Source organism: Pseudomonas fluorescens, assembly GCF_030344995.1.
Classification (GTDB): domain Bacteria; phylum Pseudomonadota; class Gammaproteobacteria; order Pseudomonadales; family Pseudomonadaceae; genus Aquipseudomonas; species Aquipseudomonas fluorescens_BF.
Genome location: NZ_CP128260.1, coordinates 2,258,224 through 2,270,394 on the forward strand (window position 1 = coordinate 2,258,224; position 12,171 = coordinate 2,270,394).

Annotated in this window: 8 protein-coding genes; 7 read left to right on the forward strand and 1 reads right to left on the reverse strand. The window is 61.2% G+C overall.

All coding sequences use genetic code 11. The features are described from left to right. Nucleotides 1-19 precede the first annotated feature (19 nt). The 4 genes from prpC to prpD all read left to right on the forward strand — a co-directional run bounded on the left by prpC (nt 20) and on the right by prpD (nt 6,844). Nucleotides 20-1,147: a bifunctional 2-methylcitrate synthase/citrate synthase gene (prpC, locus tag QR290_RS10370; protein ID WP_289204830.1), complete on the forward strand. Its 1,128-nt coding sequence runs from the start codon at nt 20-22 to the stop codon at nt 1,145-1,147. A 61-nt stretch (nt 1,148-1,208) separates the two neighbouring features. Then, a complete protein-coding gene (gene acnD / locus QR290_RS10375; protein WP_289204831.1) occupies nt 1,209-3,803 on the forward strand; it encodes a Fe/S-dependent 2-methylisocitrate dehydratase AcnD in 2,595 nt (864 codons plus the stop codon). A gap of 56 nt (nt 3,804-3,859) precedes the next feature. Continuing rightward, the gene (gene prpF / locus QR290_RS10380; protein ID WP_289204832.1) at nt 3,860-5,050 is read left to right on the forward strand and encodes a 2-methylaconitate cis-trans isomerase PrpF; all 1,191 of its coding nucleotides are present in this window, start codon (nt 3,860-3,862) and stop codon (nt 5,048-5,050) included. A 309-nt stretch (nt 5,051-5,359) separates the two neighbouring features. After that, on the forward strand, nt 5,360-6,844 hold the full coding sequence (gene prpD / locus QR290_RS10385; RefSeq protein WP_289204833.1) for a 2-methylcitrate dehydratase: 1,485 nt from the start codon (nt 5,360-5,362) through the stop codon (nt 6,842-6,844). 134 nt (nt 6,845-6,978) lie between these two features. On the opposite strand, the gene ppsR is transcribed toward prpD, so the two are convergent. Then, complete coding sequence (gene ppsR / locus QR290_RS10390) at nt 6,979-7,797, reverse strand: posphoenolpyruvate synthetase regulatory kinase/phosphorylase PpsR (protein ID WP_007951980.1); 819 nt, start codon at nt 7,795-7,797, stop codon at nt 6,979-6,981. 174 nt (nt 7,798-7,971) lie between these two features. On the opposite strand from ppsR, the gene ppsA reads away from it, so the two are divergent. The 3 genes from ppsA to rraA all read left to right on the forward strand — a co-directional run bounded on the left by ppsA (nt 7,972) and on the right by rraA (nt 12,153). Continuing rightward, complete coding sequence (gene ppsA / locus QR290_RS10395) at nt 7,972-10,347, forward strand: phosphoenolpyruvate synthase (RefSeq protein ID WP_289204834.1); 2,376 nt, start codon at nt 7,972-7,974, stop codon at nt 10,345-10,347. Nucleotides 10,348-10,445: 98 nt separating this feature from the next. Next, a complete protein-coding gene (locus tag QR290_RS10400) occupies nt 10,446-11,435 on the forward strand; it encodes an alpha/beta fold hydrolase (protein ID WP_007951983.1) in 990 nt (329 codons plus the stop codon). A gap of 226 nt (nt 11,436-11,661) precedes the next feature. Then, nucleotides 11,662-12,153, forward strand: a complete 492-nt coding sequence (rraA, locus tag QR290_RS10405) for a ribonuclease E activity regulator RraA (RefSeq protein WP_115077133.1) — start codon at nt 11,662-11,664, stop codon at nt 12,151-12,153. Nucleotides 12,154-12,171: the final 18 nt, after the last annotated feature.

A 12,171-nucleotide genomic window follows, 5' to 3' on the forward strand; every position in this document is an offset into this window, starting at 1 on the left:
TTCAAGATTGGAGACAACAATGGCCGAAGCAAAAGTACTCAGTGGCGCCGGACTCCGGGGCCAGGTTGCCGGGCAAACCGCACTGTCCACCGTGGGCCAGGCCGGTGCCGGGCTGACCTATCGCGGCTACGACGTGCGCGAACTGGCGGCAGACGCACAATTTGAAGAAGTGGCGTACCTGCTGCTCTACGGAGAGTTGCCGACCAAGGCACAGCTCGCCGAGTATCAAGGCAAGCTGAGCAAGCTGCGCGACCTGCCGCAAGCGCTGAAAGAAGTGCTGGAACGCATCCCCGCCGACGCCCACCCGATGGACGTGATGCGCACCGGTTGCTCGTTCCTGGGCAACATCGAGCCGGAGAAAGACTTCTCCGAGCAACGCGACAAGACCGACCGCCTGCTGGCCGCGTTCCCGGCGATCATGTGCTACTGGTATCGCTTCAGCCACGACGGCAAACGCATCAACTGCGTGAGCGACGAGCAGTCCATCGGCGGCCACTTCCTGCACCTGCTGCACGACAAGAAGCCGAGCGAACTGCACGTCAAAGTGATGAACGTCTCGCTGATCCTCTACGCCGAGCACGAATTCAACGCCTCGACCTTCACTGCTCGGGTGTGCGCTTCGACCCTTTCCGACCTGTATTCCTGCGTCACGGCGGCCATCGGCTCGCTGCGCGGCCCGCTGCACGGTGGCGCCAACGAAGCGGCGATGGAAATGATCGAGCGCTTCTCGTCGCCGGAAGAGGCGATCAAGGGCACCCTCGGCATGCTGGAGCGCAAGGACAAGATCATGGGCTTCGGCCACGCGATCTATAAGGACAGCGATCCGCGCAACGAGGTGATCAAGGGCTGGTCGAAAAAACTCGCCGACGAAGTGGGCGACAAAGTGTTGTTCCCCGTTTCGGAAGCCATCGACAAGACCATGTGGGAGCAAAAGAAACTGTTCCCCAACGCCGACTTCTACCATGCCTCGGCGTATCACTTCATGGGCATCCCGACCAAGCTGTTCACCCCGATCTTCGTCTGCTCGCGCCTGACCGGCTGGGCAGCGCACGTGTTCGAACAGCGCGCCAACAACCGCATCATCCGTCCAAGCGCCGAGTACACCGGCGTCGAACAGCGCAAGTTCGTGCCCATCGAACAGCGCTGACCGGGGAGGGCGCCGGCACAGGCGCCCCCTCTTTGAAACTACCGTGACCGAGTCCTGACCGATGAACACAGAATTTCGCAAGAACCTGCCTGGCACGCCGCTGGACTTTTTCGACGTCCGCGCGGCTGTCGATGCGATCCAGCCCGGCAGCTACGACACCCTGCCGTACACCTCTCGCGTGCTGGCGGAAAACCTCGTGCGTCGCTGCGACCCGGCCACGCTCACCGATTCCCTGAAACAACTGATCGAGCGCAAGCGCGACCTCGACTTCCCGTGGTTCCCGGCCCGCGTTGTGTGCCACGACATTCTCGGCCAGACCGCGCTGGTGGATCTGGCCGGCCTGCGCGACGCGATTGCCCAACAGGGCGGCGACCCGGCGCAGGTCAACCCGGTGGTGCCGACGCAACTGATCGTCGACCACTCGCTGGCGGTGGAGGCGGGCGGTTTTGACGCCCAGGCGTTCGAGAAGAACCGCGCCATTGAAGACCGTCGCAACGAAGACCGTTTCCACTTCATCAACTGGACCAAGAAGGCGTTCAAGAACGTCGACGTGATCCCACCGGGCAACGGCATCATGCACCAGATCAACCTGGAGAAAATGTCTCCGGTGATCCAGGTGCGCGACGGCGTGGCATTCCCGGATACCTGCGTCGGCACCGACAGCCACACCCCGCACGTCGATGCGCTGGGCGTGATCGCCATCGGTGTCGGTGGGCTTGAAGCCGAGAGCGTGATGCTTGGCCGCGCGTCGTGGATGCGCCTGCCGGAAAGCGTCGGCGTCGAACTGACCGGCAAGCTGCAACCGGGCATCACCGCCACCGATATGGTACTGGCGCTGACCGAATACCTGCGCAAGCAGAAAGTGGTCGGCGCATGGTTGGAATTCTTCGGCGAAGGTGCTTCGGCGCTGACCCTCGGCGACCGCGCAACCATCTCCAACATGGCCCCGGAATACGGCGCCACGGCCGCGATGTTCTACATCGACCAGCAGACCATCGATTACCTGAAACTCACCGGTCGCGAAGACCAGCAAGTGCAACTGGTCGAACAATACGCCAGGCAGATCGGCCTGTGGGCCGACAGCCTGAAAGGCGCGCAGTACGAGCGCGGCCTGACCTTCGATCTGTCTTCGGTGGTGCGCAACATGGCCGGCCCGAGCAACCCGCACGCCCGTGTGGCGGTGTCGGATCTGGCGGCCAAAGGCATCGCCGGCCAGTGGGAAGACGTGCCGGGGCAAATGCCTGACGGCGCGGTGATCATCGCCGCCATCACCAGTTGCACCAACACCAGCAACCCGCGCAACGTGATCGCCGCCGGCCTGCTGGCGCGCAATGCCAACAAGCTCGGCCTGACTCGCAAACCTTGGGTCAAGTCGTCGCTGGCGCCGGGCTCGAAAACCGTGGCGCTGTACCTCGACGAAGCGGGGCTGACCACGGAGCTGGAGCAGCTTGGTTTCGGCGTCGTCGCCTTCGCCTGCACCACCTGCAACGGCATGTCCGGGGCGCTGGATCCGGTGATCCAGCAAGAGATCATCAACCGCGATCTGTACGCGACTGCTGTGCTGTCCGGCAACCGCAACTTCGACGGCCGGATTCACCCTTACGCCAAGCAGGCATTCCTCGCTTCGCCGCCGCTGGTGGTGGCCTACGCGATTGCCGGCACCATCCGCTTCGATATCGAAAAAGACGTGTTGGGCGTGGTCGACGGCAAGGAAATCCGCCTGAAAGACATCTGGCCGAGCGACGAAGAAATCGACGCGGTGGTGAAGTCGTCAGTGAAGCCGGAGCAGTTCCGTCAGGTCTACATCCCGATGTTCGCCATCCATGAAGACACCGGCCCGAAAGTCACGCCGCTGTACGACTGGCGCGAAATGAGCACCTACATCCGCCGTCCGCCGTACTGGGAAGGCGCGCTGGCCGGGGCACGGCCGCTCAAGGGCATGCGCCCGCTGGCGGTGCTGCCGGACAACATCACCACCGATCACCTGTCGCCGTCGAACGCGATCATGCTCGACAGCGCCGCCGGCGAATACCTGGCGAAAATGGGCCTGCCGGAAGAGGACTTCAACTCCTACGCGACCCACCGTGGCGACCACTTGACCGCGCAGCGCGCGACGTTTGCCAACCCGAAACTGTTCAACGAAATGGTCGTGGAAAACGGCAAGGTCAAGCAGGGCTCGCTGGCCCGTGTGGAGCCGGAAGGCCAAGTGATGCGCATGTGGGAAGCCATCGAAACCTACATGGAACGCAAGCAGCCGCTGATCATCATCGCCGGCGCCGACTACGGCCAGGGTTCGTCCCGGGACTGGGCGGCCAAAGGTGTGCGACTGGCGGGTGTGGAAGCGATTGCCGCCGAAGGTTTCGAGCGCATTCACCGCACCAATTTGGTGGGCATGGGTGTGCTGCCGCTGGAATTCAAACCGGGCACCGACCGCAAGACATTGGGCATCGACGGCAGCGAGACCTACGACGTGATCGGAGAGCGCACGCCGCGCGCCGACCTGACGCTGGTGATCCATCGCAAGAACGGCGAACGCGTCGACGTGCCGGTGACCTGCCGCCTCGACACCGCCGAAGAAGTGTCGATCTACGAGGCCGGCGGAGTGTTGCAGCGCTTCGCTCAGGACTTCCTCGAAGAGTCGGCGGTTGCCGTTTAAATCATCTTAAGGGGCCAAAGGATGATGAGTCCTTTGGCCCCTTTAAAGGAGCATCCATGGCTCACGCACCACAGATCAAAATCCCCGCCACGTACATGCGCGGCGGCACCAGCAAAGGCGTGTTTTTCAGCCTCACCGACCTGCCTGAGGCGGCGCAGATCCCCGGCCCGACCCGCGATGCCTTGCTGCTGCGAGTGATCGGCAGCCCCGACCCGTACGACAAGCAGATCGACGGCATGGGCGGCGCCACATCGAGCACCAGCAAAACCGTGATCCTGTCGAAAAGCATCAAGGCCGATCACGACGTCGATTACCTGTTCGGTCAAGTGTCCATCGACAAGCCGTTCGTGGACTGGAGCGGCAACTGCGGCAACCTGTCCGCAGCGGTCGGTTCGTTCGCCATCAGCAACGGTCTGGTAGACGCCAGCCGCATTCCGCACAACGGCGTGGCGGTGGTTCGCGTGTGGCAGGCCAACATCGGCAAGACCATCATCGCCCACGTTCCGATCACCAACGGCGAAGTCCAGGAAACCGGTGACTTCGAACTCGACGGCGTGACTTTCCCGGCCGCTGAGGTCCAGGTCGAATTCATGGACCCGGCGGCGGAAGAAGAGGGCGGCGGTGGCTCGATGTTCCCCACCGGCAACCTGATCGATGAGCTGGAAGTGCCGGGCGTCGGCACGTTCAAGGCGACCATGATCAACGCGGGTATCCCGACGATCTTCGTCAACGCCGAAGACATTGGTTACACCGGGACCGAATTGCAAAGCGCGATCAACAGCGATCCGAAAGCGTTGCAGATGTTTGAGACCATTCGTGCCTACGGCGCTTTGCGCATGGGGCTGATTTCCAGTCTGGATGAAGCGGCCAAACGTCAGCACACGCCGAAGGTTGCGTTTGTTGCCAAGCCTGCGGATTACGTCGCGTCCAGTGGCAAGGCGATCGGCGCCGGGGATGTGGATTTGTTGGTGCGTGCACTGTCGATGGGCAAGTTGCACCACGCGATGATGGGGACGGCGGCGGTGGCGATTGGCACGGCGGCGGCGATTTCCGGCACCTTGGTGAATCTGGCGGCGGGTGGCGTTGAGCGTAATGCGGTGCGGTTCGGACATCCGTCCGGGACTTTGCGTGTCGGGGCTGAGGCCAGGCTGGAAAACGGTGAGTGGATCGTGAAGAAGGCGATCATGAGCCGTAGTGCGCGCGTTTTAATGGAAGGTTATGTGCGCGTGCCCGAAGATTGCTTCTGATCCAGAATCGATGCCCTCACCCCAGCCCTCTCCCGGAGGGAGAGGGGGCCGACCGGGTTGTAATTAGATGTCCTGCGACCTGAAGCATCTTGGCGATTATGGATTCACAGAAGAGCTTTCAGGTCGGCGTAACGCTTGAATATTCCCCATTCGGTCCCCTCTCCCTCCGGGAGAGGGCTAGGGTGAGGGCAACAATCCAACTGACGAAACACCCCAATGCAGACACCCAAGATCTGCTCCAAACAAAAAAACCAACCAGCCCCTGAGGAAGACCTCCCCACTCATCATTCCCCACCAAGGAGAACCGCAATGAGCGCCAACGTCGACCTGAACAACCGCCCCGACTACGACCATGTCCTGCAGGACATCGCCGATTACGTTCTCACCTACAAAATCGAATCCACCGAAGCCCTCGACACCGCCCGCAACTGCCTGATGGACACCTTGGGCTGCGGCCTGCTGGCCCTACGTTTCCCCGAATGCACCAAGCATCTTGGCCCGACTGTAGAGGGCACCGTCGTCCCATTCGGCGCTCGTGTCCCCGGCACGTCCTATCGCCTCGACCCGGTCAAAGCCGCGTGGGACATTGGCTGCATCGTGCGCTGGCTCGATTACAACGACACCTGGCTCGCCGCCGAATGGGGGCATCCGTCGGACAACCTCGGCGGGATTCTCGCGGTGGCCGATCACCTGTCGCAAAAGCGTCTGGCCAATGGTGAAGCGCCGCTGACCGTGCGTGATGTACTCGAAGCCATGGTCATGGCCCATGAGATTCAAGGCGTGATCGCACTGGAAAACTCGTTCAATCGCGTAGGCCTCGACCACGTCATTCTGGTGAAAGTCGCCTCGACCGCCGTGACCGCCAAACTGATGGGCGCCAATCGTGAGCAGCTGTTATCGGCGTTGTCCCACGCGTTTGCCGACGGTCAGGCGTTGCGCACGTACCGCCATGCGCCGAACGCCGGCTCGCGAAAATCCTGGGCGGCGGGGGATGCATCGAGCCGGGGCGTGCGGCTGGCGGATATCGCGATGCGCGGCGAAATGGGGATTCCCGGCGTCTTGAGTGCCAGACAATGGGGCTTTTACGACGTTTTGTTCAGTCACACCAACAACGATCTGGCGCTCAAACCCGAAGACAAACGCGCCTTCAGTTTCTCGCGGCCGTTCGGCAGTTATGTGATGGAAAACGTGCTGTTCAAGATCAGTTTTCCCGCCGAATTCCACGCGCAAACCGCCTGCGAAGCGGCCGTGACCCTGCACCCGCAAGTGCGCAATCGTCTGCATGAAATCGACCGGATCGTCATCACCACCCACGAATCGGCGATCCGCATCATTTCCAAGGTCGGGCCGCTGGCCAACGCCGCCGATCGCGATCATTGCCTCCAGTACATGACCGCCGTGCCGCTGGCGTTCGGCAATCTGGTGGCCGAGCAGTACGAGGATGATTTCCACAAGGCCCATCCGGTCATCGATGTGCTGCGCGAGAAAATGGTCATCGTCGAGGATCCGCGTTTCACCCGCGAATACCTGGAGGCCGACAAGCGCTCGATTGCCAACGCGGTGCAGGTGTTTTTCAAGGACGGTTCGAGCACGGAAAACGTGGTGGTGGTATACCCGATCGGGCATCGCCGGCGTCGCGCCGAGGGCATTCCATTGCTGGAGGACAAGTTCCGGGCAAATCTGGCGACCCGGTTCACCGGGCAGCGCAGCGGGGAGATTGTTGCGCTGTGCAAGGATCAGGCGCGGCTTGAAGCCACGCCGGTGAACCGGTTTGTCGATTTGTTTGTTATCTGAGGGACAGCGTTATCGTTCTTCGCGGGCAAGCCCGGCTCCCACAGGGTTTTGTGTCGGATGCAATTTTTGCAAACGCCACGACACCTGTGGGAGCCGGGCTTGCCCGCGAAGGCGTCAGATCAGACACCGCTGCGCTATTTGAAACGCCGCTCCACACCTTTTTCCACGAGGATCTTCGCGGAGATTTCTTCAACGGAGAAATGCGTGGAGTTGATGTTCGGGATGTTCTCGCGGCGGAACAGGTTTTCCACCTCGCGTACTTCGAACTCGCACTGGGCGTAGCTCGAATAACGGCTGTTGGGCTTGCGTTCGTTGCGGATCGCGGTAAGGCGGTCCGGGTCGATGGTCAGGCCGAACAGCTTGTGCTGGTGGGCGCGCAGGGCGGCCGGCAGTTGCAGGCGTTCCATGTCGTCTTCGGTCAGCGGGTAGTTGGCCGCGCGGATGCCGAACTGCATCGCCATGTACAGGCACGTCGGCGTCTTACCACAACGCGACACGCCCACTAGTATCAGGTCGGCCTTGTCGTAATAGTGCGTGCGGGCGCCGTCGTCGTTGTCGAGGGCGAAGTTCACCGCCTCGATCCGCTCCATGTAATTGGAGTTGTGACCGATGGAGTGTGACTTGCCGACGGTGTAGGAAGAATGCTCGGTCAGTTCCTGCTCGAGAGGGGCGAGGAACGTCGAGAAGATGTCGATCATGAAACCATTGGAGGTTGCGAGAATCTCACGAATGTCCTGATTGACGATGGTGTCGAAGATGATCGGCCGGAAACCGTCGGTTTCAGCGGCTTTGTTGATTTGTTGTACCATGGCCCGCGCTTTTTCAACGCTGTCGATGTATGGCCGCGTGAATTTGCTGAAGGTAATGTTTTCGAACTGCGCCAGAAGGCTTTGACCCAGGGTTTCGGCGGTGATGCCGGTGCCATCGGAGATAAAGAAAGCAGATCGTTTCATTTGCACCTTGGGCCTTAAGCTAATGAGTATTTCTGGATATGATAGGCGCGATTTGCCGGCCGCCATTGGCCCGCATTCTCACTTATTTTCCAGGTCCAGGCCATACAGCCGGCCAACGCTCCCCCGAGCCGCCGGTTTCTGAGCTTTTCCAACACAGTTAGTGGAGAGATCACCTTGGTAGAGTACGTAGTTTCCCTCGATAAGCTCGGCAAACACGATGTTGAGCATGTGGGGGGCAAGAACGCATCCCTGGGCGAGATGATCAGTAACCTGGCCGGTGCCGGTGTTTCGGTCCCCGGCGGCTTCGCCACCACGGCGCAAGCCTATCGCGACTTCCTGGAACTGAGCGGTCTGAACGATCAGATCCACAAGGCCCTCGATGCGCTGGACGTCGATGACGTCAATGCCCTGGCCAAGACCGGCGCCCAGATCCGCCAATGGATCATGGAAGCCGAATTCCCTGAAAAACTGAACACCGAGATCCGTACTGCGTTCGCCGCGCTGTCGGCCGGTAACCCTGATGTGGCTGTGGCCGTGCGTTCCTCCGCCACCGCCGAAGACTTGCCGGACGCTTCGTTCGCCGGTCAGCAGGAAACCTTCCTGAACATCCGTGGCGTGGAAAACGTCATCCGCGCGGCCAAGGAAGTGTTCGCTTCCCTGTTCAACGACCGTGCCATTTCCTACCGCGTGCACCAGGGCTTCGACCACAAACTGGTCGCCCTGTCGGCCGGCGTGCAGCGCATGGTGCGTTCGGAAACCGGCACCGCCGGCGTGATGTTCACCCTCGATACCGAATCCGGCTTCCGTGACGTGGTGTTCATCACCGGCGCCTACGGCCTGGGCGAAACCGTCGTACAAGGCGCGGTGAACCCGGACGAATTCTATGTCCACAAGGGCACGCTGGCAGCCGGTCGCCCGGCGATCCTGCGCCGCAACCTGGGCAGCAAGGCCATCAAGATGATCTACGGCGACGAGGCCAAGGCCGGTCGTTCCGTGAAAACCGTTGATGTCGACAAGGCCGACCGCGCGCGTTTCTGCCTGACCGACGCTGAAGTCAGCGAGCTGGCCAAACAGGCGATGATCATCGAGAAGCACTATGGCTGCCCGATGGACATCGAGTGGGCCAAGGACGGTGACGACGGCAAGCTGTACATCGTGCAGGCCCGTCCGGAAACCGTGAAAAGCCGTACCCAGGCCAACGTCATGGAACGTTACCTGTTGAAAGAAACCGGCACCGTACTGGTGGAAGGTCGTGCCATCGGCCAGCGCATCGGCGCCGGCAAGGTGCGGATCATCAAGGACGTCTCCGAGATGGACAAGGTCCAGCCGGGCGATGTACTGGTTTCCGACATGACCGACCCGGACTGGGAACCGGTGATGAAGCGCGCCAGCGCCATCGTCACCAACCGTGGCGGCCGTACCTGCCACGCGGCGATCATCGCCCGTGAATTGGGTATTCCGGCAGTCGTCGGTTGCGGCAATGCCACCCAATTGCTGAAGGATGGTCAGGGCGTGACCGTGTCCTGCGCCGAAGGCGACACCGGTTACATCTTCGAAGGCGAACTGGGCTTCGACATCAAGAAGAACTCCGTGGACGCCATGCCGGAGCTGCCGTTCAAGATCATGATGAACGTCGGCAACCCGGACCGCGCCTTCGACTTCGCGCAGCTGCCGAACGCCGGTGTGGGCCTGGCCCGTCTGGAATTCATCATCAACCGCATGATCGGCGTGCACCCGAAAGCGCTGTTGAACTACGACGGCCTGCCACAGGACATCAAGGAAAGCGTCGACAAGCGCATCGCCGGTTACGACGATCCGGTCGGCTTCTATGTCGAGAAACTGGTTGAAGGCATCAGCACCCTGGCCGCTGCGTTCGCACCGAAGAAGGTCATCGTGCGTCTGTCGGACTTCAAGTCCAACGAATACGCCAACCTGATCGGCGGCAAGCTGTACGAGCCGGAAGAAGAAAACCCGATGCTGGGCTTCCGTGGCGCTTCGCGTTACATCAGCGAATCGTTCCGTGACTGCTTCGAACTCGAGTGCCGTGCGCTGAAACGCGTGCGCAACGAGATGGGCCTGACCAACGTCGAAATCATGGTGCCATTCGTCCGTACCCTCGGCGAAGCCAGCCAGGTGGTGGATCTGCTCGCCGAAAACGGCCTGGCCCGTGGCGACAACGGTCTGCGCGTGATCATGATGTGCGAACTGCCGTCCAACGCGATTCTGGCTGAAGAATTCCTCGAATTCTTCGACGGTTTCTCGATCGGTTCCAACGACCTGACTCAGCTGACACTGGGCCTGGACCGTGACTCCGGGATCATCGCGCACCTGTTCGACGAGCGTAATCCAGCAGTCAAGAAACTGCTGGCCAATGCGATTGCCGCGTGCAACAAGGCTGGCAAGTACATCGGCATCTGCGGTCAGGGCCCTTCGGACCACCCGGACCTCGCCAAGTGGCTGATGGAGCAGGGCATCGAAAGCGTGTCGCTGAACCCGGACACCGTGCTGGAAACCTGGTTCTTCCTTGCCGAAGGCCAGGCGGCGGAATAAGCCGTGAATGAAGCCCCGGCCCGTTGAACCGGGTCGGGGCTTTAAGATTGAAGTAGGGCGAGCTCTCCGGATGCCGCCCTTTTTTGTGCAAGAGCATTATGCAAAGCAGCAGCAACCTATTTCCTGTCGCCCTGATCAGCGCCGAACGACGCGGTGATCTGAGCGAAGACGTTTACCGTTTGAAACCGGGCAACAGCCCTGACTGGTCCGTGGAAATCGCAGTGACCCGTCTCGGCATGGCCGATGAGCCGGCGTCGCGCGGCGTGCCGGTGATCTTGCTGCACGGCAGTTTTTCCAACCGACGCTTCTGGTTCTCGCCGAAGGGCCTGGGTCTGGGCGCGTATCTGACGCGTCTGGGCTTCGATGTGTGGATTCCGGAAATGCGCGGTCACGGATTGTCCCAGCGCAACGAGGACTACCGCCGCAACCGCGTCGCTGACTATGCCCGTTACGATCTGCCGGCCATCGCCGCGTTCGTGCGTGAGCAGAGTGGGCAGATTCCGCACTGGATCGGCCACTCGCTGGGTGGCATCACGTTGGCCGCCGCACTGGGCGGCGAATACCTCGGCGAGCCTGCGGTGGCGTCGGCGGCGTTTTTCGGCACGCAGGTCAGCCGTACGTACTGGCCGCTGAAGATTCCGCCGGTGGAGTGGAGCGGGCGCTTCATTCTCAAGCGTTTTGCCCAGTTGTCCGGCTCGCGGCTCAAGCGCGGCCCCGAGGATGAGCCGATCGGCCTGGCGCTGGAAAGCATGCGCTGGTACGGGCTGTTCGGCCGTTTCGGCGACAAGGACAAGGATTGGTGGGCGGGCCTTGCCGATGTGCAGGTGCCGGTGCTGGCGGTGAGTGCGGCGGGGGATCATCAGGATCCGGCCTGGGCGTGCCAGAAGCTGTTCGAACAGATCGGCTCCGAGCACAAGCAATTCATCAACCTGGGCCGTGAGCAGGGTTTCAACGATCAGTTCGGGCATGTCGAGATGCTGGTCAGCAAGGCGGCGCAGGCCGAGGTCTGGCCGCTGGTGGCGCGTTGGCTGGCGGATCAGCACACGCCATTGCTCGGCGAGAAGCCGGATCTGGCGGCAGCGGTCTGAAAGAGGGGCCCTGAAAAGGGCATTTCGTTCGAGTCGGCTTGCGGCTAAGATATGACGCATTGGACGGTTCTGGTCATATTTAGTGACTGTTTCGCTATTACGTTTCAGCTTGTGTTCAGGTTCGTTCAGCGACCATGACATGGGCTAAGGTAAACAGCGACCGCCGGAACTCGTTTCAAAAGAGTGCGACATCCTTGATCGTCTTCCTTGTTACAGGAGTTATTCGATGAACCATTACCTTACGCCTGACCTGTGCGACGCCTATCCGGAGCTGGTCCAGGTGCTGGACCCGATGTTCAGCAATTTCGGCGGCCGTGATTCGTTCGGCGGCGAGATCGTGACCATCAAGTGCTTCGAAGACAACTCGCTGGTCAAGGAACAGGTCGAGCTCAAGGGTAGTGGCAAGGTTCTGGTCGTCGATGGTGGCGGTTCCCTGCGCCGTGCGTTGCTGGGCGACATGCTCGCCGAGAAAGCCTCGAAAAACGGTTGGGAAGGGCTGGTCATTTACGGCTGCATCCGTGATGTGGACGTCATCGCCCAGACCGATCTTGGCGTGCAGGCCCTGGCCAGCCACCCGATGAAAACCGACAAGCGCGGTATCGGCGATCTCAACGTGCCGGTGACGTTTGCGGGTGTCACTTTCCATCCCGGCCAGTACATCTATGCGGACAACAATGGCGTGATCATCTCGCCAAGTCCGCTGAAAATGCCTGAATAAATCGCGGTAACCACAGGG

Coding starts and splice junctions, on each gene's coding strand:
- ppsR (WP_007951980.1), bottom strand. CDS start 7,797: ATGAAACGATCTGCTTTCTTTATCTCCGATGGCACCGGCATCACCGCC.
- prpD (WP_289204833.1), top strand. CDS start 5,360: ATGAGCGCCAACGTCGACCTGAACAACCGCCCCGACTACGACCATGTC.
- QR290_RS10400 (WP_007951983.1), top strand. CDS start 10,446: ATGCAAAGCAGCAGCAACCTATTTCCTGTCGCCCTGATCAGCGCCGAA.
- acnD (WP_289204831.1), top strand. CDS start 1,209: ATGAACACAGAATTTCGCAAGAACCTGCCTGGCACGCCGCTGGACTTT.
- prpC (WP_289204830.1), top strand. CDS start 20: ATGGCCGAAGCAAAAGTACTCAGTGGCGCCGGACTCCGGGGCCAGGTT.
- rraA (WP_115077133.1), top strand. CDS start 11,662: ATGAACCATTACCTTACGCCTGACCTGTGCGACGCCTATCCGGAGCTG.
- prpF (WP_289204832.1), top strand. CDS start 3,860: ATGGCTCACGCACCACAGATCAAAATCCCCGCCACGTACATGCGCGGC.